The organism is Microbacterium sp. W4I20 (assembly GCF_030816505.1).
In the GTDB taxonomy this organism is placed as follows: domain Bacteria; phylum Actinomycetota; class Actinomycetes; order Actinomycetales; family Microbacteriaceae; genus Microbacterium.
Genome location: NZ_JAUSYB010000001.1, coordinates 570,676 through 591,853, shown reverse-complemented (window position 1 = coordinate 591,853; position 21,178 = coordinate 570,676). Strand labels below are relative to the sequence as shown.

At 68.9% G+C, this 21,178-nt stretch carries 20 protein-coding genes, 2 tRNA genes and 1 pseudogene; 13 read left to right on the top strand and 10 right to left on the bottom strand.

Features of this window, described 5'->3' with window-relative positions:
• Positions 1 to 53 precede the first annotated feature (53 nt).
• A pseudogene (gene glgX, locus QFZ21_RS02910) lies at positions 54 to 2,127 on the bottom strand (glycogen debranching protein GlgX).
• 100 nt (positions 2,128 to 2,227) lie between these two features.
• On the opposite strand from glgX, the gene QFZ21_RS02905 reads away from it, so the two are divergent.
• The 4 genes from QFZ21_RS02905 to QFZ21_RS02890 are packed head-to-tail and all read left to right on the top strand — an operon-like array spanning position 2,228 to position 7,347.
• Positions 2,228 to 3,403, top strand: coding sequence for a cysteine desulfurase family protein (locus QFZ21_RS02905; RefSeq protein WP_307374243.1), 1,176 nt, complete (start codon positions 2,228 to 2,230; stop codon positions 3,401 to 3,403).
• 9 nt (positions 3,404 to 3,412) lie between these two features.
• The gene (gene mnmA, locus QFZ21_RS02900) at positions 3,413 to 4,510 is read left to right on the top strand and encodes a tRNA 2-thiouridine(34) synthase MnmA (protein ID WP_307374241.1); all 1,098 of its coding nucleotides are present in this window, start codon (positions 3,413 to 3,415) and stop codon (positions 4,508 to 4,510) included.
• 39 nt (positions 4,511 to 4,549) lie between these two features.
• Positions 4,550 to 6,883, top strand: coding sequence for an NAD-dependent DNA ligase LigA (ligA, locus tag QFZ21_RS02895; RefSeq protein ID WP_307374240.1), 2,334 nt, complete (start codon positions 4,550 to 4,552; stop codon positions 6,881 to 6,883).
• Entirely contained in the window at positions 6,880 to 7,347 is a 468-nt protein-coding gene (locus QFZ21_RS02890; protein ID WP_307374238.1) for a hypothetical protein, read from the top strand. The genes ligA and QFZ21_RS02890 overlap by 4 nt, the downstream gene beginning before the upstream one ends.
• An 87-nt stretch (positions 7,348 to 7,434) precedes the next feature.
• Here the strand turns inward: QFZ21_RS02890 and QFZ21_RS02885 are convergent, their stop codons facing one another.
• Together QFZ21_RS02885 and QFZ21_RS02880 are read right to left on the bottom strand one after the other, a co-directional pair.
• Complete coding sequence (locus tag QFZ21_RS02885; protein ID WP_307381190.1) at positions 7,435 to 9,267, bottom strand: DEAD/DEAH box helicase; 1,833 nt, start codon at positions 9,265 to 9,267, stop codon at positions 7,435 to 7,437.
• Between the two features lie 66 nt (positions 9,268 to 9,333).
• On the bottom strand, positions 9,334 to 11,034 hold the full coding sequence (locus tag QFZ21_RS02880) for a long-chain-fatty-acid--CoA ligase (RefSeq protein WP_307374237.1): 1,701 nt from the start codon (positions 11,032 to 11,034) through the stop codon (positions 9,334 to 9,336).
• 69 nt (positions 11,035 to 11,103) lie between these two features.
• Between QFZ21_RS02880 and gatC the strand changes: the two genes are divergently transcribed.
• The 6 genes from gatC to QFZ21_RS02850 are packed head-to-tail and all read left to right on the top strand — an operon-like array spanning position 11,104 to position 16,677.
• The gene (gene gatC, locus QFZ21_RS02875; protein WP_307374235.1) at positions 11,104 to 11,403 is read left to right on the top strand and encodes an Asp-tRNA(Asn)/Glu-tRNA(Gln) amidotransferase subunit GatC; all 300 of its coding nucleotides are present in this window, start codon (positions 11,104 to 11,106) and stop codon (positions 11,401 to 11,403) included.
• A complete protein-coding gene (gene gatA, locus QFZ21_RS02870; RefSeq protein WP_307374233.1) occupies positions 11,400 to 12,938 on the top strand; it encodes an Asp-tRNA(Asn)/Glu-tRNA(Gln) amidotransferase subunit GatA in 1,539 nt (512 codons plus the stop codon). Before gatC ends, gatA begins: the two co-directional genes overlap by 4 nt.
• On the top strand, positions 12,938 to 14,452 hold the full coding sequence (gene gatB, locus QFZ21_RS02865; protein WP_307374232.1) for an Asp-tRNA(Asn)/Glu-tRNA(Gln) amidotransferase subunit GatB: 1,515 nt from the start codon (positions 12,938 to 12,940) through the stop codon (positions 14,450 to 14,452). Before gatA ends, gatB begins: the two co-directional genes overlap by 1 nt.
• Positions 14,453 to 14,499: 47 nt before the next feature.
• The gene (dinB, locus tag QFZ21_RS02860; RefSeq protein WP_307374231.1) at positions 14,500 to 15,756 is read left to right on the top strand and encodes a DNA polymerase IV; all 1,257 of its coding nucleotides are present in this window, start codon (positions 14,500 to 14,502) and stop codon (positions 15,754 to 15,756) included.
• Between the two features lie 38 nt (positions 15,757 to 15,794).
• A complete protein-coding gene (locus QFZ21_RS02855) occupies positions 15,795 to 16,112 on the top strand; it encodes a hypothetical protein (RefSeq protein ID WP_307374229.1) in 318 nt (105 codons plus the stop codon).
• Complete coding sequence (locus QFZ21_RS02850; protein ID WP_307374226.1) at positions 16,096 to 16,677, top strand: hypothetical protein; 582 nt, start codon at positions 16,096 to 16,098, stop codon at positions 16,675 to 16,677. Before QFZ21_RS02855 ends, QFZ21_RS02850 begins: the two co-directional genes overlap by 17 nt.
• Before the next feature lie 4 nt (positions 16,678 to 16,681).
• Here QFZ21_RS02850 and QFZ21_RS02845 read toward each other — a convergent pair whose 3' ends face one another.
• From QFZ21_RS02845 to orn, 6 genes are all read right to left on the bottom strand, one after another.
• A complete protein-coding gene (locus QFZ21_RS02845; RefSeq protein ID WP_307374223.1) occupies positions 16,682 to 17,191 on the bottom strand; it encodes a DUF2017 family protein in 510 nt (169 codons plus the stop codon).
• The gene (clpS, locus tag QFZ21_RS02840) at positions 17,188 to 17,424 is read right to left on the bottom strand and encodes an ATP-dependent Clp protease adapter ClpS (protein WP_373426035.1); all 237 of its coding nucleotides are present in this window, start codon (positions 17,422 to 17,424) and stop codon (positions 17,188 to 17,190) included. The genes QFZ21_RS02845 and clpS overlap by 4 nt, the downstream gene beginning before the upstream one ends.
• Before the next feature lie 56 nt (positions 17,425 to 17,480).
• Positions 17,481 to 17,828 (bottom strand): metallopeptidase family protein, encoded by a 348-nt coding sequence (locus QFZ21_RS02835; RefSeq protein ID WP_307374219.1) that lies wholly within the window; start codon positions 17,826 to 17,828, stop codon positions 17,481 to 17,483.
• 40 nt (positions 17,829 to 17,868) lie between these two features.
• Complete coding sequence (locus QFZ21_RS02830; protein WP_307374217.1) at positions 17,869 to 18,498, bottom strand: LysE family transporter; 630 nt, start codon at positions 18,496 to 18,498, stop codon at positions 17,869 to 17,871.
• 89 nt (positions 18,499 to 18,587) lie between these two features.
• A tRNA-His gene (locus QFZ21_RS02825) sits at positions 18,588 to 18,663 on the bottom strand.
• Between the two features lie 36 nt (positions 18,664 to 18,699).
• On the bottom strand, positions 18,700 to 19,326 hold the full coding sequence (gene orn / locus QFZ21_RS02820) for an oligoribonuclease (RefSeq protein WP_307374214.1): 627 nt from the start codon (positions 19,324 to 19,326) through the stop codon (positions 18,700 to 18,702).
• Between the two features lie 60 nt (positions 19,327 to 19,386).
• Between orn and QFZ21_RS02815 the strand changes: the two genes are divergently transcribed.
• Positions 19,387 to 19,461: transfer RNA gene (locus QFZ21_RS02815), tRNA-Arg, on the top strand.
• 91 nt (positions 19,462 to 19,552) lie between these two features.
• On the opposite strand, the gene QFZ21_RS02810 is transcribed toward QFZ21_RS02815, so the two are convergent.
• The gene (locus QFZ21_RS02810; RefSeq protein ID WP_307374212.1) at positions 19,553 to 19,822 is read right to left on the bottom strand and encodes a hypothetical protein; all 270 of its coding nucleotides are present in this window, start codon (positions 19,820 to 19,822) and stop codon (positions 19,553 to 19,555) included.
• Positions 19,823 to 20,027: 205 nt separating this feature from the next.
• On the opposite strand from QFZ21_RS02810, the gene QFZ21_RS02805 reads away from it, so the two are divergent.
• Together QFZ21_RS02805 and QFZ21_RS02800 are read left to right on the top strand one after the other, a co-directional pair.
• A complete protein-coding gene (locus tag QFZ21_RS02805; protein ID WP_307374210.1) occupies positions 20,028 to 20,552 on the top strand; it encodes a single-stranded DNA-binding protein in 525 nt (174 codons plus the stop codon).
• Positions 20,553 to 20,626: 74 nt separating this feature from the next.
• Positions 20,627 to 21,124: a hypothetical protein gene (locus QFZ21_RS02800; protein WP_307374208.1), complete on the top strand. Its 498-nt coding sequence runs from the start codon at positions 20,627 to 20,629 to the stop codon at positions 21,122 to 21,124.
• Positions 21,125 to 21,178 lie beyond the last annotated feature (54 nt).

Sequence of the window (21,178 nt, the reverse complement as noted above, 5' to 3'; positions counted from 1 at the left end):
CCGCGCTCGTCGAATCCGGCGCAGCGGGTGGACAACGCCGCCGTCGATTGACATCATTCGACGCGGAACAGTCTCATCGACGTTCCGGAGGTGGACAGAACGTCGCCCGGTGCGAACGATTCGGCGTCGTCGGAGGGCTGCTCGTCCGCGCTCGACCAGAGCGAGACGAACCGCGTCGCTCCCTCGATCTCCTCGGGCAGACGCACGTCGATGGGCGACTCCGTGCCGTGCACGATCAGCAGGATGCGGTTCGCGGCTTCGCGGTCGGGCGTGGACGCGGCCACGTATTGCAGCGTGCGATTGCCGGGGTCCGCCCACTGCCCGCTCTCCATCGTCTCGCCGTTCTGGTCGAACCAGTCCATGACGGAGGCGTTCGGGATGTGCTCGCCGAGACGCGCGTAGCGACTCGGTCGCAGGGCCGGGTTGGCGTTGCGGAGAGCGATCAGGCGGGTCACATGCGCGCGCAGGTCCTCCTGCCACGGCTCGAACTCCCAGCCGAGCCAGGTCAGCGCTGAGTCCTGCGCGTAGGCGTTGTTGTTGCCGCGCTGGGTGCGTCCGACCTCGTCGCCCGCCGTGAGCATCGGGATGCCGGCGGAGAGGAGGAGGGTGCCGAGCAGGTTGCGCATCGCCTTGCGGCGCGCCTTCAGGATGCTCGGATCGTCGGTCGGGCCCTCGACGCCGTGGTTGAACGCGCGATTCATGTCGGCGCCGTCGCGGTTCTGCTCGCCGTTCGCCTCGTTGTGCTTCACGTCGTACGAGACCAGATCATGCAGTGTGAAACCGTCGTGCGCGGTGACGAAGTTCACGCTCGCCAGCGGGCCCCGCTCATCCGCGAAGGTGTTCGACGACCGCGGCGAGCCGCGTCGCGAAGCCGCCGATGCCCACCGGCGCCGATGCCCTGCGCGCATAGTCGATGTCGCTCAGCCAGAAGTTGCGCACGCGGTCGCGATAGCGGTCGTTCCATTCGTGCCAGCCGGACGGGAAGTTGCCGGTCTGCCAGCCGCCGAGACCGACGTCCCACGGCTCGGCGATGAGCTTGGTGTCGGCGAGGATCGGGTCGTTCGCGATGGCGGTGAGAAGCGGATGCTCCGGCGTGTAGGTGTGCGCACCGTCACGCGCGATCGCGGCCGCGAGATCGAACCGGAACCCGTCGATCTGCATCTCCTCGGCCCAGTACCGGAGGGAGTCCAGAACCAGCCGTGCGCCGGCGTCGACGGAGGTGTCGAGCGTGTTGCCGCATCCGGTCGTGTCGATGTACACCCCGGCGTCGTCCTGGCGGTAGTAGCTCGCGTTGTCGATGCCGCGCAGACTCGAGCGCGGGCCGCCGATGCCCTCTTCCGACGTGTGGTTGTAGACGACGTCGAGGATGACCTCCAGGCCCGCCTCGTGGAGCAGCCGAACCATGCCCTTGAACTCCGCGAGGACCGCCTCGGGGCCTGCCTTGCGGGCACTCTCCGTGGCGTAGGCGTTGTGCGGGGTGAAGAAGTTGAGGGTGTTGTAGCCCCAGTAGTTCGTGAGTCCGCGTTCGAGCAACCGAGGCTCGGGAACGAAGGCGTGCACCGGGAGGAGCTCGATCGAGGTGATGCCGAGCGAGTGGAAGTGCTCGATCATGGCCGGGTGCGCGAGCCCCGCATAGGTTCCATGTAGCGCCGGCGGCACGTTCGGATGGCGCTTGGTGAGGCCCTTGAGATGACCCTCGTAGATGACCGTCCGATCGAGCGGGACCCGGGGCTTGCGGGAATCGCCCCAGTCGAAGCCGTCGACGATGACGACCGAGCGCCACTCCTCGTAGCCGTCGCCCTGGGCGAGGCCCCGGGCGTACGGGTCGAGCAGCATGCTCTCGGGGTTGTATGTGTTCCCCGGGCCGTGCGGGCCGCCGACGCGGATCGCGTACCGGACACCGGGCTGCAGCAGCGGCGTGGTGATCTCCCAGATCCCGCCGGGGCGCCGCTCCAGGGGTGCTTCATCGGTCGCCCAGTCGAGGTCGGTGGCGTCGAACACGACGAGTTCGACGGAGGACGCGTTGCGTGACCAGACGCGCAGCGTGCCGACGCCGTCGTGCAGACGGACGCCGAGGTTGTCGAGGGCTGGACCGCCGGGCGCGGTGAAGTCTCGGGACTCGGGCATGAGTACACACTAGGCGGATGTTCCGCGGTCCCACGCCACGGTGCACTCGGTTCCACGTGCGCTCTGCGCCCGGCGGCAGAATTCGGGGGAGAATCGGAGGATGCGGCACTACCTCGATCACGCGGCGACCACGCCACTGCGGCCGGAAGCGCGCGACGCCTGGCTCGCCGCGTCCGAGACGATCGGCAATGCCTCGTCGACCCATGGGGCAGGTCAGGACGCGCGCAGGCTGCTCGAGGAGTCGCGCGAACGCGCGGCCGCCGTGCTCGGCGCCGACCCGATCGAGATCGTCTTCACCTCCGGAGGCACGGAGTCGATCAATCTCGCGCTGCAGGGCATGTGGCGGGCGCGTGCCGCCGGCACGGAGGCGATCGTCATGCCGGATGCCGAGCACCACGCCACCATGGACACCGTCGCAGCGCTCGTGGAGGAGGGGGCGGTGCTGCGTGCGGTTCGGGTCACGTCGGTCGCCCGGATCGACACCGTAGCCTTCGCTGCCGAGCTTCCGGGGGCCGCGCTCGCGACCGGGCTGTTCGCCAATAACGAGGCGGGCACCCTCAACGACGTCGCGGCGCTGACGGCAGCCGCCGCGGCCGCCGGAGTGCCGATGCACGTGGATGCGGTGGCGGCACTCGGCCATGTGCCGCTGTCCTTCCGCGCGCTGCGGGCGGATGCGGCTCCGGGAGTCGGACTCGTGGCGATGAGCTTCGCCGGTCACAAGATCGGCGCGCCCGTCGGTATCGGCGTGCTCGTCGCGGCGAGGACGGCCCGGCTGACGGCGCTGCTGCGCGGCGGCGCCCAGCAGCGGGGCCTTCGGGCGGGTACGCAGGACATCGCCGGCGCCGCCGCGTTCGCCACCGCAGTGGAGCTCGCCGAGGCGGAGCGGGAGAGCGAGTCGGCGCGGCTGCGCGCGCTGCGCGAGCGGCTGGTATCCGGCATCCGGTCGGCCGTCCCCACGGCCGAGCTCCTCGGTGACCCCGACCAGAGACTGCCCGGCAACGCTCACCTCCTGTTCCCCGGTGCCGTGGGAGAGAGCCTCCTCTTCCTGCTCGACGTGGCCGGCGTCGCGGCCTCGACCGGATCCGCCTGCCAGGCCGGAGTCGCGGAGCCCTCGCACGTCGTCATGGCGATGGGACGCAGCGAGCGGGATGCGCGCAGCGTTCTGCGCTTCTCGCTCGGCCGCACCTCCACCGAGGTCGATGTCGACGCGGTCACCGGGGTGATCGCCGATGCTGTGGCGCGGGCATCCGGGTCCGGCTCAGGCGGGCGCTCGTAGACTGTTCTCATGCGGATACTTGCGGCGATGAGTGGTGGGGTGGACTCCGCCGTCGCGGCTGCGCGTGCGGTGGACGCGGGCCACGACGTGGTCGGCGTGCACCTGGCCCTGTCGCGGGCAGGCGGCACCCTCCGGACCGGCAGCCGCGGATGCTGCACGATCGAGGATGCGCTCGACGCCCGCCGTGCCGCGGATCTGCTCGGCATCCCCTTCTACGTCTGGGACTTCTCCGAGCGGTTCCGCGACGACGTGATCGGTGACTTCATCGCCGAGTACCAGGCCGGTCGCACCCCGAACCCGTGCATGCGGTGCAACGAGAAGATCAAGTTCGCCGCGCTCCTCGAGCGTGCGATCGAGTTGGGATTCCACGCGGTGTGCACGGGCCACTACGCCACGCTGATCGACGGCGAACAGGGACTCGAGCTGCACCGCGCGGCCGACAACGCGAAGGACCAGTCCTACGTGCTGGGCGTGCTGACGACGGAGCAGCTCGCGCACACCTACTTCCCGCTCGGCACGACTCCGTCGAAGGCCGTCGTGCGCGCCGAGGCGGAGGCCCGCGGTCTGACCGTCGCGCAGAAGCCCGACAGCCACGACATCTGCTTCATCCCCGACGGCGACACGCGCGGCTGGCTCGCCGAGAAGGTCGGCACCGCGACGGGCGAGATCGTGGACCGCGCCGGCGCCGTCGTCGGGTCCCACGAAGGGGCGCACAGCTTCACCGTCGGCCAGCGACGCGGACTCAAGCTCGGCGTGCCGGCGGCGGACGGGAAGCCGCGGTTCGTCCTCGAGGTGCGGCCGGTCTCGAACACCGTGGTCGTCGGGCCGAAGGAGGCTCTCGCGATCGCGGAGATCGCCGGACAGCGGTTCAGCTGGGCGGGCGCGGGACCCGCCGACTCGTCGTTCGAGTGCCACGTGCAGATCCGCGCGCACTCCGAGCCGGTGCCGGCGACGGCATCCGTGTCGGAGGAGGGACTGCGCGTCGTGCCGGTCGAGCCGCTCGACGGTGTGGCGCCGGGGCAGACAGCCGTGCTCTACGTCGGCACCAGGGTGCTCGGGCAGTTCACGATCGACACCACCGTGTCGGCCGTTCCGGTCGGCGCGTAGCCCTCGATGGATGTCGGCACCCGCTCGTAGACTGGCGGGGTGCCGGAGAACATCTCGCTGGAAGACGCCCGAACCGAAGCCCGAGAGCTGACCACTCGCATCCTCGATGCGAAGGACGCCTACTACGGGCGAGACACGTCGGTCGTCGACGATTTCACCTATGACGGATGGATGCACCGGCTCGAGGAGCTCGAGCGGCTGCATCCCGAGCTGCAGGGCCAGGACTCGCCCACGCAGACGGTGGGCGCCGCCGAGGCGACCGGCCTCGCGACCATCGAGCACGCCGACCGCATGCTGAGCCTCGACAACGTGTTCTCGCTCGACGAGCTGCGGGAGTGGGCTGCGAAGACGCAGAGCTCCGCCGGCCGGCGGGTGGACTGGCTCACCGAGCTGAAGATCGACGGACTCGCCATCAACCTGCGCTATGAGAACGGCGTGCTCACCTCGGCCGCCACGCGTGGCGACGGACGGGTGGGCGAGATCGTCACGGAGAACGCGCTCCGGTTGCCGGAGATCCCCGAGCGGCTCAGCGGAGAGGGGCACCCGACGATCGTCGAGGTCCGCGGTGAGGTGTTCATTCCCGTCGCCGCATTCGAGCGGTTGAACGCCGCGCAGGCGGCGTTCCGCGACCGCGCCTACGCCGATGCTCTGGCGCGCTGGGAGGCGCGCGGCGGTGGGAAGAAGCCGTTCGACGAGGACAAGGCGCGCACGGCCGCGGCACGGCGGTTCCCCTCGTTCGCGAACCCGCGGAATGCCGCGAGCGGCGGCCTCCGCCAGCAGATCGACAAGAAGGACGGGCTCGAGCTCGAGGCGGGACTGCTGCGCATCGAGTCGCTGGCACTGTACGTGCACGGCGTCGGCGCGTGGAGCAACCCACCGGTGGCGGCACAGAGCGAGGTGTACGAACTGCTCGCCGAATGGGGCCTGCCGACGAGCCCGCACACGAAGGTCTGCCGCACGATCGACGAGGTGGCGGAGTTCGTGGAGTACTTCGGCGAGCACCGGCACGACATCGAGCACGAGCTCGACGGCATCGTCGTCAAGGTCGATGAACTCGACCTGCACGATGAGCTGGGCGCCACGAGTCGCGCACCCCGCTGGGCGATCGCCTACAAGTACCCGCCGGAGGAGGTGCAGACGAAGCTGCTCGACATCGTGGTCTCCGTCGGCCGCACCGGTCGCGCCACGCCCTTCGCCGTCATGGCTCCGGCGCAGGTCGCAGGATCCGTCGTACGCCAGGCCACGCTGCACAACAAGGACGTGGTCAAGGCCAAGGGCGTGCTGATCGGCGACACGGTGGTGCTCCGCAAGGCGGGTGACGTCATCCCCGAGGTGCTCGGCCCGGTGGTCGAGAAGCGCGACGGTACGGAGCGCGAATTCGTGATGCCGGACGTGTGCCCGGAGTGCGGCACGCCGCTGCGGCCGATGAAGGAGGGCGATATCGACCTGCGCTGCCCGAACGCTCGCTCGTGTCCTGCGCAGGTGCGCGGCCGGGTCGAGCACATCGGCTCCCGCGGCGCGCTCGACGTCGAAGCCCTCGGAGAGGTGACGGCGGCCGCTCTGACCCAGCCCACCTCGCCGTCGGTTCCGCCGCTGGAGACCGAGGCCGGATTGTTCGCTCTCACGCTCGAGCAGCTGGTGCCGATCGAGCTCGTCGTTCGCGACTCCGAGACGGGGCTGCCCAAGCAGGACGACGACGGGCTCGTGAAGACGAGGGCGCCTTTCCGGCGCAACCCCACCGCGGCCGAGAAGAAGGCGGGTGCCGAGGGGCCTCAGCCCTCCTCGCAGGCCCTGACGCTGCTGGCCGAGCTGGAGAAGGCGAAGACGAAGGACCTGTGGCGCCTGCTGGTGTCGCTCAATGTCCGCCACGTCGGGCCGTCCGCGGCCCGCGCGCTGGCGCAGTGGTTCGGTTCGCTCGACGCGATCCGCGCGGCGTCGCGGGATGAGTTGGCGGCGGTCGAGGGAGTGGGGGGAATCATCGCCGACTCCCTGCTCGCCTGGTTCGAGATCGACTGGCATCAGGAGATCCTGCGACGCTGGACCGAGGCCGGTGTGCAGTGGGCGACTCCTGGTCACCCCGGACCGGGCGGCGCCGTTGCTGCCGGGGGCGTGCTCGAGGGCGTCACGGTGGTCGCCACCGGTTCCCTCGACGGCTACACGCGAGAGGGCGCCCAGGAGGCGATCATCCAGGCCGGCGGCAAGGCGGCGTCGAGCGTGTCGAAGAAGACCGACTTCGTGGCGGCCGGTCCCGGCGCCGGATCCAAGCTCGGGAAAGCCGAGGAGCTCGGCATCCGCATCCTGGATGCCGCACAGTTCCATATCCTCGTCACCGAAGGGCCTGGCGCACTGGAGCAGGCGAGCGACGACGCGTGAAGCGCTACGGACCGCTGATCGCCGTTGCCGATGCACTGGCCGTCGGCGACCCCGGACGAAATCACCTGCGGCTGACACCGGACGCGGTGATCCTGCGCGAGGGCAACGGCAACCGCGGCATCCTCTCGTGGGACGGAATCGAATCGATCGTGCTCGACGTGCCGACGACGCGCTTCCGGCTCCCCGGCCTCGTCAGCACCGTGGTTCTCGGAGCTCTCACGGCCGTCGTGCTGGCCGATCTCGATGCCGATCCCGACGACGGTGCCGTCACGCTGACCGTCGACGGCGAGTCCACGACCGTGCCGCTGAGTCGTCATCACGTCGGCGGCTACTGGGCGCCGACGGTCGATGGCGCGCATCGGCTGCTGGGACACCTCATCGCGAACCCGGAGCAGCGGGCATTGCTCGCACATCCGGAACCGCTGATCGACATCGCCGCCCAACTCGCACGGGAGGCCGTCTGACGCCGCCGCACGAGCGCAGAACGACGCGAACCTCGCAGAGATCCGGTGGGATTCCTGCGAGGTTCGTGTCGTCCGCGGTGTGGTGCGTCAGCTCTTGTGTCGCGGCTTGCGGAACGGCTTCTCGTCCCGATCGCTGCGGGCCGGGCGCTCGTCGCGGTCACGGCGCTCGTAGCGGGGCGCGCTGTCGCGGGAGTCCTCACGCGGGCCGCTGCTGCGGCGTCCGCCGGCCGGACCACGGTCCGGCTTGATCTCGATCAGACGACCCGAGATGCGCGTGTCCCGCAGCTTCTCGAGCACGGAGGGGCTGAGATTGGCGGGGAGTTCGACCGTCGAGAAGTCGGGGCGGATGTTGATCACACCGAAGTCGTCGCGACCGAGGCCGCCCTCGTTCGCCAGCGCACCGACGATCTGACGCGGCTCGACCCGGTGACGGCGGCCCACCTCGATGCGGTACGCGGTGTAGTCGCCGCGGCCACGGCGCTCCGTGCGCGGCTCGCGAGGCTCGCGGGAATCCCGCCCGGCACGTTCCTTCGGCGGGCGATTGTCGGCCTCGACAGCCCTCGTCAGCGGATCGTTCGCCGGATCGAGGAGCAACGGCTTGTCGCCCTGTGCGACCACGGCCAGCGCAGCGGCGACATCGCCCTCGGGGACGTCGTGATGACGGACGTAGTGCGCCACGATGTCGCGGAACGCCTCGATGCGACCGGTCTCGGAGAGCGCGGTGGTGATCGCGTCGTCGAAGCGGTTCAGACGAGTGGTGTTCACGTCCTCCGTGCTCGGCAGCTGCATCTGAGCAGGCTGCTGACGCGTGGCCTTCTCGATGTGCTTGAGCAGGTAGCGCTCGCGCGGCGTGATGAAGCTGATCGCGTCACCCGTACGGCCCGCCCGCCCGGTGCGGCCGATGCGGTGCACGTACGACTCGGTGTCGGTGGGGATGTCGAAGTTGATCACGTGACTGATGCGCTCGACGTCGAGGCCGCGGGCCGCGACGTCGGTCGCCACGAGGATGTCGAGCTTGCCGTCCTTCAGCTGGTTCACGCTGCGCTCGCGCTGCACCTGCGCGACGTCGCCGTTGATCGCGGTGGCGGAGTATCCGCGCGCCCGCAGCTTCTCGGCGAGCGTCTCGGTCTCGTTCTTCGTGCGGACGAAGACGATCATGCCGTCGAAGTTCTCGACCTCGAGGATGCGGGTGAGGGCGTCGACCTTCTGCGCGTACGACACCACGAGGTAGCGCTGCGTGATGTTCGTGCCCGTGGCGGTCTTCGACTTGATGCTGATCTCTTCCGGCTCACGCAGGTACTTCTGCGCGAGGCGACGGATCTGCGGGGGCATCGTCGCCGAGAACAGGGCGACCTGCTTCTCGGCGGGAGTCTGCGCCAGGATCTGCTCGACGTCCTCCGCGAAACCCATCTTCAGCATCTCGTCGGCCTCGTCGAGGACCAGGTACTTCAGCTCCGACAGGTCGAGGGTGCCCTTGGCGAGGTGGTCCATGATGCGGCCGGGGGTGCCGACGATCACGTGCACGCCGCGGCGCAGCGCAGAGAGCTGCACGCCGTAGCCCTGTCCGCCGTAGACGGGGAGGACGTGGACGCCCTTCATCTTCGAGGCGTAGGACTCGAAGGCCTCGCACACCTGCAGCGCGAGCTCGCGCGTGGGCGCCAGCACGAGGGCCTGCGGGATCTTCTGCGACACGTCGAGGCGCTCGAGCACGGGGAGCGCGAAGGCGGCGGTCTTTCCCGTACCGGTCTGGGCCTGTCCGACGACGTCACGACCCGAGAGCAGGGTCGGAATGGTCGCCGCCTGGATAGGGGAAGGCGTCTCGTAGCCGAGATCCTTGATGGCTTTGAGGACGGGCCCGGTGATGCCGAGTTCCTCGAATCCGGGGGTCGCGGGGGAGTCCTCGGGGGCGTCGGTCAGCACTGCATCTTCAGGAGTCACTTCCCAAGGGTAGCGCCCCGGCGGTGTCCGCCGCCTGTGAGGGCGTCCTCAGCGACCGGTCGTCAACGCCAGGAGCTTCTCCTTGACCTGGCGGCGAAGGACCTTCCCGATGAGCGATTTCGGCAGTTCGTCGACCACGAAGATGCGTCGCGGGACCTTGTAAGGGGTGAGGATGCTGCGCGCGAACTCGCGGATCGCCTCCACGTCGACGTCACTGCCGCCGTCGACGACGATCGCGGCGACGACCTCTTCGCCGGAATGCTCGCTCGCGAGACCCACGACCGCAGCATCCGTGACCTGAGGATGCTGGCGAAGTGCGTTCTCGACCTCGGTGGGCGCGACGTTGAAGCCGCCGGTGATGATGAGCTCCTTGATGCGGTCGACGATGCGGACGAAGCCGGCGTCATCGATGGTGACGATGTCTCCGGTGCGGAACCAGCCGTCGGCGAAGACCTCCTCGGTCTCCTCCGGCTTGCCGTAGTACCCGGAGAACACCTGCGGGCCACGGACCACCAGTTCTCCCGGTGATCCCTCCGGCACGTCCTGGGTCGGGTTCTCCGGATCGACGACCCGGCATTCCGTGCCCGGCAGCGGGAGGCCGACGGTTCCGGGCACGCGATGGGCGGCGACCGGGTTGGCCATCAGGACGGGGGAGCACTCGCTGAGTCCATACCCCTCCACCAGGAAGCCGTGCGTCGCCTCCTCGAACGGGACGACGAGGTCGTGCGGCAGCGCCATGGCGCCGGAGATGGCGACCTCGATGCCCTCGAGTGACACTCCCTTCGCGCGGGCGGCTGCGAGCAGCCGGTCGGCGATGGGCGGTACGAGCGGCAGGAACGTCGCCGGATGCTTCTTGACGACGTCGAGCACCAGGTCGGGGTCGAACTTCGGGAACAGTACGAGCCGCGCGCCCATCGACATCGCGAAGGTGAGGCAGAGGGTCAATCCGTAGGCGTGGAACATCGGCAGCACCGCGTAGACGACGCAGCCGTCGCCCCGCGTGATCGAGGGAACCCAGGCCCGTGCCTGCGCGGCGTTCGCCAGGAGATTGCGGTGCGTGAGCGAGGCGCCCTTGGGGGTGCCCGTGGTGCCGGAGGTGTACTGGATGATCGCGAGGTCGTCCGTGGACGGCTTGGGGTGAGTCGCGGGGATCGGCGTGGAGGCCACGAGCGAGTCCCACGCGACGGTGCCGCGCACGTTCTCAGTGAGGGCGGCGCGCGATTCGCGGGCCTTCGCCACGGGCAGGCGGAGCGCGAGGCGCGTGAGGAAGGGCATCGCGCGCGTCACGTCGACCGACACGAGGTTCGCGACCGCGAGGTCGACAGGGAACTCCTGCACCGTGCGCGCCACCTTGTTCCACACGATGGCGTGCTTCGCGCCGTGATCCTCGAACTGCTTGCGGAGTTCGCGCGGCGTGTAGAGCGGGTTGTGCTCCACGACGACAGCACCCAGGCGCAGCACCGCGTAGAACGCCACGATGTGCTGCGGGCAGTTGGGCAGCACGATCGCCACGGGGTCTCCGGCGCGGACACCCAGGTCGCGGAGTCCGGCGGCGGCGCGGTCGATCTGGGTCTGCAGATCCGCGTAGGTCGTCTCCCTGCCGAAGAACTGCAGAGCAGGGGCGTCGGGATAGTCCCTGGCGGACGCCGCGACGATGTCGATCAGCGAGCCCTCGACGGGGGCGAGGTCTTCGGGGACTCCCGCCGCATAGCTGGCGATCCATGGGCGCGGAGGCTGGAACTGGCTCACGTGCCCCAGCATAGAGCGCGCGCGTGGTCTCAGAAGGGGCGCCCTATACGAGACAACTAGACTGGAAGCGTGTCTGAAATCACCCCTGAACTCGTGCGCCATCTCGGCGTGCTCGCGCGTATCCAGCTGAACGACGACGAGGTGACGCGGCTCACGGGCCAGCTCGACGCCATCGTCGACAACATCGCCAAGGTGTCGGAGGTCGCGACCGCCGACATCGTCGCGACGAGCCACCCGATCCCGCTGAGCAACGTCTTCCGTCCCGATGAGGTGGGGGAGACCCTCACCCACGAGCAGGTGCTGCAGAACGCACCGGATGCCGCCGACGGCCGCTTCCGGGTCACCGCGATCCTGGGAGAAGAGCAGTGAGCGACATCATCCGCCTGACCGCCGCGGAGCTCGCCGACAAGCTCGCCTCGCGCGAGATCTCCAGCGTCGAGGCCACTCAGGCGCACCTCGACCGGATCGCCGCCGTCGACGGCGACGTCCATGCCTTCCTGCACGTGAACGAGCACGCGCTCGAGGCTGCGGCAGCCGTCGACGCGCAGCGCGCGGCGGGGGAGCAGCTCGGCCCGATCGCCGGCGTGCCGCTGGCCATCAAGGACGTCCTGGTCACGAACGACCAGCCGACGACCAGCGGTTCGCGCATCCTCGAGGGCTACCGGTCGCCGTACGACGCGACCGTCGTCGCGCGGTCTCGGGCCGCGGGTCTCATCCCGCTCGGCAAGACCAACATGGACGAGTTCGCGATGGGCTCCTCCACGGAGCACTCCGCCTACGGCCCGACCCGCAACCCCTGGGACCTCGATCGGATCCCCGGCGGCTCCGGCGGTGGTTCGGCGGCGGCAGTGGCTGCCTTCGAAGCTCCGCTCGCGCTCGGCTCCGACACCGGCGGATCGATCCGTCAGCCGGCGCACGTCACGGGCACCGTCGGCGTGAAGCCCACCTACGGCGGCGTGAGCCGCTACGGGGCGATCGCGCTGGCCTCGAGCCTCGACCAGGTCGGGCCGGTCACCCGCACGGTGCTCGACGCCGGGCTCCTGCACGATGTGATCGGCGGTCACGACGCGAAGGACTCCACGTCACTGCGCGACGCCTGGCCCTCATTCGCGGATGCTGCGCGCGAGGGCGCCCGCGGAGACGTGCTCAAGGGTCTGAAGGTCGGCGTGATCCGCGAGCTCCCGGACAGCGGTTTCCAGCCCGGCGTGGCGGCGTCCTTCCGCAGCGCACTCGCCCTGATGGAGGCTCAGGGGGCGGAGATCGTCGAGATCGGCGCACCGCACTTCGAATACGGCGTCGCCGCCTACTACCTGATCCTCCCGGCCGAGGCGTCGAGCAACCTGGCGAAGTTCGACTCCGTCCGCTTCGGCCTGCGGGTGACCCCCGACGGGAACCCCACCGTCGAGGACGTGATGTCCGCCACCCGCGACGCCGGCTTCGGCGACGAGGTCAAGCGCCGCATCATCCTCGGCACCTACGCGCTGTCGGCGGGCTACTACGACGCGTACTACGGCAGCGCGCAGAAGGTCCGCACGCTCATCCAGCAGGACTTCGCGAACGCCTTCGCCGACGTCGACATCATCGCGACGCCGTCGGCGCCGACGACGGCGTTCAAGATCGGGGAGAAGATCGACGACCCGCTGCAGATGTACCTGAACGACGTCACGACGATCCCGGCGAACCTCGCCGGCGTGCCGGGCATCTCGATCCCCAGCGGTCTCGCCGAGGAGGACGGCCTGCCGGTCGGCATCCAGTTCCTGGCGCCCGCCCGCGAGGACGCGCGTCTCTACAAGGTCGGCGCCGCACTCGAAGCCGTGTTGCTCGACTCCTGGGGAGCCCCGCTCCTCTCCCAGGCGCCCGCCCTTCGACAAGCTCAGGGACCCAGTAACGGAGGAACCCGCTGATGGCCACCGCCAAGCTCATGGACTTCGACAAGGCGCTCGAGCTGTTCGAGCCGGTCCTCGGTTTCGAGGTGCACGTCGAGCTCAACACGAACACGAAGATGTTCTCGGATGCGCCGAACCCCGCCAACGAGAAGTACCACGCGGCAGAGCCCAACACCCTCATCGCGCCGGTCGATCTCGGGCTGCCGGGGTCGCTGCCCGTCGTGAACGAGACGGCGATCCGCTCCTCGATCAGCCTGGGTCTCGCGCTCGGCTGCTCCATCGCCGAATCCAGCCGCTTCGCCCGGAAGAACTACTTCTACCCGGACCTCGGCAAGAACTACCAGATCTCGCAGTACGACGAGCCGATCGCGTTCGAGGGCTCCGTCGAGGTCGAGCTCGAGGACGGCACGGTCGTGACCATCCCGATCGAGCGCGCGCACATGGAGGAGGACGCCGGCAAGCTCACCCACATGGGTGGTGCGACCGGACGCATCCAGGGCGCGGAGTACTCGCTCGTCGACTACAACCGCGCCGGCGTCCCGCTGGTCGAGATCGTCACGAAGGTGATCACCGGGACCGAGCACCGCGCTCCCGAGGTCGCGAAGGCCTACGTCCAGACGATCCGCGACATCGTCCGTGGGCTGGGCATCTCCGAGGCCCGTCTCGAGCGCGGCAACCTGCGCTGCGATGCGAACATCTCACTGCGCCCCCGCGGCACCGAGAAGCTCGGCACCCGCACCGAGACCAAGAACGTGAACTCGATGCGTTCGGTCGAGCGGGCGGTCAGGTACGAGATCCAGCGTCAGGCGCAGATCCTCGCCGACGGCGGCACGATCACACAGGAGACGCGGCACTGGCACGAGGACACCGGCACCACGTCGCCGGGCCGTCCGAAGTCGGATGCCGATGACTACCGGTACTTCCCGGAGCCCGACCTGCTTCCGGTGGAGCCTCCCGCGGCACTGATCGAAGAGCTGCGCGCAGCCCTGCCCGAGCAGCCGGTCGCCCGGCGTCGTCGCCTCATGACCGAGTGGGGCTTCACCGACCTGGAGTTCCAGGACGTGCGCAACAACGGCGTGCTCGAAGAGGTCGCTGCCACGATCGCCGCAGGAGCCTCTCCCGCGAGCGCGCGCAAGTGGTGGACGGGCGAGATCTCCCGCCTGGCGAATGCACACGAGAAGGATGCCGCCGAGCTGATCAACCCGGAGAACGTCGTCGCGCTGCAGAGGCTCATCGACGCGGGCACCCTCACGGACAAGCTGGCGCGTCAGGTGCTCGAGGGCGTCATTGCCGGTGAAGGTACCCCGCAGCAGGTCATCGACGCGCGCGGACTGGCCGTCGTGTCCGACGACGGCGCACTGATCGCGGCCATCGACGAGGCCTTCGCCGCGCAGCCCGATGTGCTGGCGAAGATCAAGGACGGCAAGGTCCAGGCCGCGGGTGCGGTGATCGGCGCCGTCATGAAGGCGATGAAGGGACAGGCAGACGCCGCGCGTGTCCGCGAACTTATCCTCGAGCGCGCCGCTCAGTAGCGTGCTCCCTCGGGCCGCACGTCGGCGGCCCGAGGGAGAATGGTCGTATGGGTCACGGTGACGGTAGAGGGCAGGTCACGTCCGCCGCCGACGCTGATGACAGCGGCACCCGCATCCTCCACGTCGACATGGACGCGTTCTACGCTGCCGTCGAGGTGCTCGATGACCCGAGCCTCCGCGGCCTGCCGCTGATCATCGGCGCCCCGGACGGACGCTCGGTCGTGTCCAGTGCCTCGTATGAGGCCCGCCGCTACGGTGTGCGCGCGGCCATGCCGGTGTCGCAGGCCATGCGACTGTGCCCGACGGCGCGCATCGTGGTGCCGCACTTCCATCGGTACCAGGCCGTGTCGCGGCAGGTCATGGACATCTTCGAGTCGTTCACCCCCCTCGTGGAGCCTTTGTCCGTCGACGAGGCGTTCCTCGACGTGCAGGGCGTCCGGCGTCTGTGGGGGAGCCCGGCGCAGATCGCGGCATTGATCCGCGCGCGCGTTCACGAGGAGGTCGGCATCACCTGCAGCGTCGGGGTGGCTGCGACGAAGCATGTGGCGAAGATGGCGTCGACGATCGCGAAGCCCGACGGGATGCTGGTGGTCCCGGCATCCGAGACGCTCGACTTCCTGGCGCCGCGCTCGGTCCGAGCGATGTGGGGAGTCGGCCCCAAGGCCGCGGAGACCCTCGAATCCCGCGGCATCCGCACCATCGGGGACATCCGCGAATCGTCTCGCGAGATGCTGGAGCGAGCGGTCGGTCCGGCTCTCAGTGCGCGACTCACGCTGCTCGCCCGCGGAGAGGACGCCCGCGAGGTCGACACGGAGCGCATCGAGAAGAGCATCGGTCACGAGGAGACCTTCGAGACCGACATCCTCGACCGCGACTTCCTCCGCGCTGTACTCCTCCGGCTCGCCGATCGCGTGGCCGCACGACTGCGGCGCGCGGAGTGGGAGACGGCGACGGTCGCGATCAAGGTGCGCTTCGACGACTTCCGCACGCTGAGTCGTTCGCAGACGCTGGGCGAGCCCACCGCGGTCGGGCAACGCATCGGAGAAGCCGCGCAGACCCTGTTCGAGCAGATCGACCGTCGAGATCCGATCCGCCTGCTCGGGGTGCGCGCGGAGAACCTGCGACCCGCCGGTGGGGGCGGTCTCGCCCTCTGGGACGACGACGAGCACTGGCGGAAGGTCGAGGGCGCGATGGATGAGGCGGTCGCCCGATTCGGCACGGCGACGATCAGCCGTGCCCGACACATCGGCCGGGCCGACGGGCGCGGTGCGGCGCAGCATCCGAAGGCTCACGGGTTGGATTGACCTCACCGTTCGCGGAGCTTGTCGGCTAGCGTGGAACCATGCCGAACATTGCACTGGAACTGGGTAAGCAGATCGCGTCCTTCGGCGTGAAGAGCGCGTATGGCGAGCCGCAGGATGTCGACGGGGTGAGCATCACCCCGGTGTCGATCACCTACTCCGGCTTCGGCGGAGGAAGCGGCGAAGGCGCTGAAGGCGGTGGCGGCGGCGGCGTCTCGATCCCGGTCGGCGTCTACGTGCGCCGCGAGGAGGGACTGCGATTCGAGCCGAACATCGTCACGCTGCTCGTCGTGGCGGGTCCGTTCGTCTGGATCACCGGCAAGGCGCTCTCGCGCATCATCCGTGCCCTCAAGAAGTGACGACCCCGTCGCGGCTGCCCTCGAGCGAGCCGCGACGCTGATCGAGCACGACGTCCGTGCCCTGGCTGCCGCGAATCCGGTGGTGCTGATCGACGGACGAAGCGGAGCGGGCAAGTCTTCCCTCGCCGCACGCTTGGCGGCCCGCTGGCCCGTGGAGGGGCGCGTGCAGCTCATCGCACTCGACTCGATCTACCCGGGATGGGACGGGTTGGACGCCGGTGTCGATCGCGCACTCGACGGGATCCTCCGACCGCACGGCCGCGGCTACCTCGGGACCTGGCAGCGATGGGACTGGGCCGAGCAGACCGAGGCCGAGAATCACGCCGTCGATCCTTCGCTCGGTGTCATCGTCGAGGGGAGCGGGCTCCTGACCCCGGCCACCGCGAGGCTCGGCGACGTGCGCGTCTGGGTGGAATCCGCGGAGCCCGGTCGCAAGGCTCGCGCTCTGGCCCGAGACGGCGAGACCTATCGACCACACTGGGACCGGTGGGCCGAGCAGGAGCAGCGGCACGTCGAACGAGACGATCCCCAGGCGCTCGCGACTCGCGTCGTCGAGGTACCGTAGTCGGTCAGCGGCCGAGCCGCGCGTCCGCCTCGTCCGCGGCCTGGATCAGGACCTCCAGGCGATAGCCGAGCCAGTCGTACACGTCGCGGCGCCCGTCTCCGTCGTCGAGCTCGTGCTCGTCCGTTGTGATGCCGAGTCGGCTGGCGATCACGAGTCGGAGGGACGTCAGGGTGCGGAGCCAGGCGTCGATGTCCTCTTCGAGGATGACCAGGTCGCGCGCAGCGAGAGCCTCTTCCTCTGTGAGCGAATCGACGTCGGTCTCGAAGGGCGCGAGTGCGTGTCGCACCCTCTCGGCATCGAGGAGGCGCCGGTCCAGGAGGTCGTCACGGGTGCTCTCGGCGAAGCTCTTCGCTGCCTCCGCGTCTTCGGGATACGCACTCGGCGTCAGGCGTTCGACCGCGGGGTCGTCAGGGTTCCGCTCCGCCACGACTTCGCGGAACTCCTCCACGAGGCGCGCGAGATGAGCCCCCTCGATCAGCGCGAGCGGGAGCACGATGCGCTGCGACGCAGTCACTGGGGCGCCTTTCGGACGGTCGCCCAGAGTCCGTAGTCGTGCATCGCCTGCGCATGCACCTCCATGGTCTCGCGGGGCCCGGTCGCGACGATCGCATGCCCGTCGTGGTGGACGGCGAGCATGAGACTGGTCGCGTGATCGAGGGAGTACCCGAAGTACGTGCGGAACACCCGGACGACGTAGCTCATCAGGTTCACGGGATCGTTCCACACGACCACCTGCCACGGCTCCATCGGCGCGGCACTCAGGTCGGTGCCCTCGTCGATCTCCGGGGCGGCCAACGGGGCGCTCACGCCCACCCCATCTCGTGGAGCTGTTCGTCGTCGAGACCGTAGAAGTGGGCGATCTCGTGGACCAGGGTGGTGTGGATCTCGTCGCGGAGCTCATCCTCCGTGTCGCACTGGTCGAGGTGGGACTCGCGGAACACGACGATCCGGTCAGGAAGCTCGCCCATGCCGTACTGCGCTCGCTCGGTCAGGGCCAGGCCGTCGTAGAGCCCGAGGAGGTCGAGGCTTCCGTCCTCCGGACGGTCCTCGACCACGAAGATGACGTTCTCCAGACCGTCGACCATGTCGTCGGGCAGCTGATCGAGCTCGTCGATCACGAGCTTCTCGAAGGCTGCGGCATCCATGTCCATCGGGTCCAGCCTAGGGGCGGGGCGCTGCGGTGAGCGCCTGTCAGTGCAGGAAGACGAGCAGCGCTGCGACGCCGATGAAGAGCACGCCGAAGACACTGTTCAGGATGCGCTGGCCGCGAGACGTCTGGGTCAGGCGGCGGAACGGCCGCGCGGCAGCGGCGAAGAATCCCCACATGACGATGACGTCGACGATGATGACGGTCGTGATGAGGATGAGGTACTGGGGCACCGCCGGCTGGTCGAGCCGGATGAACTGGGGGATGAAGGCCAGGAAGAAGACGACGGCCTTGGGGTTGAGGAGATTGACCCAGAACCCGCGTCGGATCATCGACCAGTGACTCTCCCGGGAGTCGACGGGGGCGATGGTATCGTCGACGACCACTGTGGGCTTCGAGAGGATCAGTCGGATGCCGAGGTACACAAGGTAGGCAGCCCCGGCATACCGGATGGCGTTGAAGAGGAACTCGGACCGCGAGACCAGCAGTCCGACGCCCGCGGCGACGATCGCGACATGGACGACCAGAGCGATCTGCTGCCCGATGATGCCCCAGATCGCGCGTCGCCACCCCTGGTTGAGAGCGTTCGACATCGTGTTGATCGCCCCGGCGCCGGGGGTGAAGCTGATGATCACCGAGGCGGTGAGAAGCGAGAACCAGACCGCGAGTGACACCTGCTCAGTCTAGAGCTCTGCAGGAGCGTGGAATGCCTGCTCCCGACGACGCAGAAGAGGCCCGAATCGCACGATTCGGGCCTCTTCACTGGGGTGAGTAACGGGACTCGAACCCGCGACATCCGGCACCACAAGCCAGCGCTCTACCAGCTGAGCTATACCCACCATGTGCCCGCCGGAGCAGGCAACCAGATGAGTCTATTACATGTTCGGAGTGAACTCCGACACCGTGCGGGTAGCGATGTCCCGTGCGTCATCGCTGGAGGGTCCTGGCTCGTCGACGAAGACTGCTTCGCGGTAGTAGCGCAGCTCGCGGATCGATTCCAGGATGTCGGCGAGGGCGCGGTGGCCGCCGTCTTTCGAGGGCGCCTGGAAGAAGACGCGGGGGTACCAGCGGCGCGAAAGCTCTTTGATGCTCGACACATCGACGTTGCGGTAGTGCAGCCACTGATCGACCTGGGGCATGTACTTCGCGAGGAACATGCGATCGGTGCCGATCGTGTTGCCGGCGAGTGGTGCCTTGCGCTCCAGCGGCACGAACCGGCGGATGTACGCGAGCGTCTGCGCCTCGGCGTCTTCGACGGAGATGCCCTGCGGGATCTCCTCGATGAGACCGGACGTCTCGTGCATCTTGGTGACGAAATCGTTCATGTGCGCCAGAGCAGCCTCGCTGGGCCGGATGACGACCTGGAAACCAGGGTCGATGGGGCGGAGTTCGAAATCGGTGATGACGACGGCGATCTCGACGAGTTCATCGACCGCGAGATCGAGCCCCGTCATCTCGCAGTCGATCCATACGAGACGATCGTTCTCCGACGCAGATACCATGCAGCCATCCTATCGACGGGCCCGACATCGGCCGCCCGGGGCGGTACGCTGGATGCATACGCCTTCGTAGCTCAGAGGAAGAGCAGCGGCCTTCTAATCCGCCGGTCGCAGGTTCGAATCCTGCCGGGGGCACCAGCATTTCCCACGATTCGCCGATGCGGGCGACGTGGCGCGACCCGGCCAGGTCCGGGGCTACGAGTAGCGACGGGCGACGAGCCGCGACGGGCTAGGAGTAGCGCAGCGCCGCGACGGCGTCGTCCGCTCGCCAGAACTCGCCGACGATGCGGAACGCTCCGGTTGCCAGGTGGAGACGCTCGGCCCGGTACCGGAGCCCGAGGGGATCTGCGGTGATGCGCAGGTGGCCCAGAACGCGTTCGTTGCGGTCCTGCACCCTCCAGAGGTGGTCGGCCGCCCGGACCAGATGTTCACGGGGGGAGGAGAGCCGAGGCGTCGCATACGGAACCTCGGGCAGGTATGTGGTCAAGCTGTCGGACATCGGAACTCCTTTCCTGATTCGAACATATGACCGACCACCGACATTCCGCACCGCTACCCTCGAACGGCCGCTGCGGTGACGTCTGCACGGTTCGCCCCGAGTCCGAGTTGTCCACCGATCGCGTCATTGGGGCGAGAGCGCGGCGAGTGCGCGGTGCACGCTGGAGCGACCCGGGCACTCGGCTCGGACAGCGAAAGGACAGATCATGATCGACACCGTGACCATCGTGGGCAGAGTCGCCACCGAGCCGACCCAGGGACAGACCGGCAGCGGCCCTGTGACGAATTTCCGGATGGCGAGCAGTCACCGGCGATACGACAACACGACACAGACCTGGGTCGACGGCGACACCAACTGGTTCTCGGTCGCAGCCTTCCGACAGCTCGGCGAGCACGCGAAGGCGTCACTCCGGACCGGCGACAGCATCATCGTCACCGGGCGTCTGCGCATCCGCTCCTGGGAGAGCAACGGCAAGCAGGGGACCAGCGTCGACATCGACGCCGACGCCATCGGGCACGACCTGCGGTGGGGGACGACGGCCTACCGCCCGCGCGCGCGATCCGCTTCGTCCGAATCGGGCGCGCGCACTGCGGCCGGTGCGGAGAGCGAGGCGAGCGAGGTACCGGGTGATGAGGACGAGGCGGACTCGCCGGAGGGCACCGACATGTCCGACCTCGATCTGGCCTGGGCCGAGACGACGGCTGACCCGGCCCCCGCGCGGGGCTACTGAGAGCTGCACACGCCGCTGCCTCCGTTCTGACCGGTCGTCGTCGCCGCTGGGTCCTCGGCCCGTAGACTCAGCAGGTGCTTCGTCGACCGGTCTCCACGGCCCCGCGTGCGGCTGTCCCCCTTGCGGTGATGGCCGCCGCTCTGCTCGCCCTGTCCGCGTGTACGCCGGGACCCGAGCCCTCCGCGTCGCCCAGTGCCGAGTCCTCGCCGTCGCCGACATCGACGACCCCTGCGGGGCCGGTACTGGTACCCGATGGGACTGCGTCGGAGAACCTCCCGCTGTTCACGAAGGTCACGGATGCCGTCTGGGCCTCCGATGAGCGAGGAGCGGGTCGGGCGTACATCGATGCGCTGATCGCGGCAGGGTTCGAGCGCGACATGATGCAGGTCACTCGTGACCAGACGACCGTCGGCAATCCGGCCGAGAGCCTCCAGTTCTCGGTGCGCTGGGGCGACGAGGAGTGCCTGATCGGCCAGGTGGGTCCGTCTACCGGGCAGGTCGTCACCACGGTCATGCCTCAGCTCGCAGAAGGGCGCTGCCTGATCGGTACGACTCGGCCCATCGACTGGTGACTCAGCCGAGGGCCGGTAGGCTGGAGTGTCGATCTTCGACGCCAACAGAAGGAG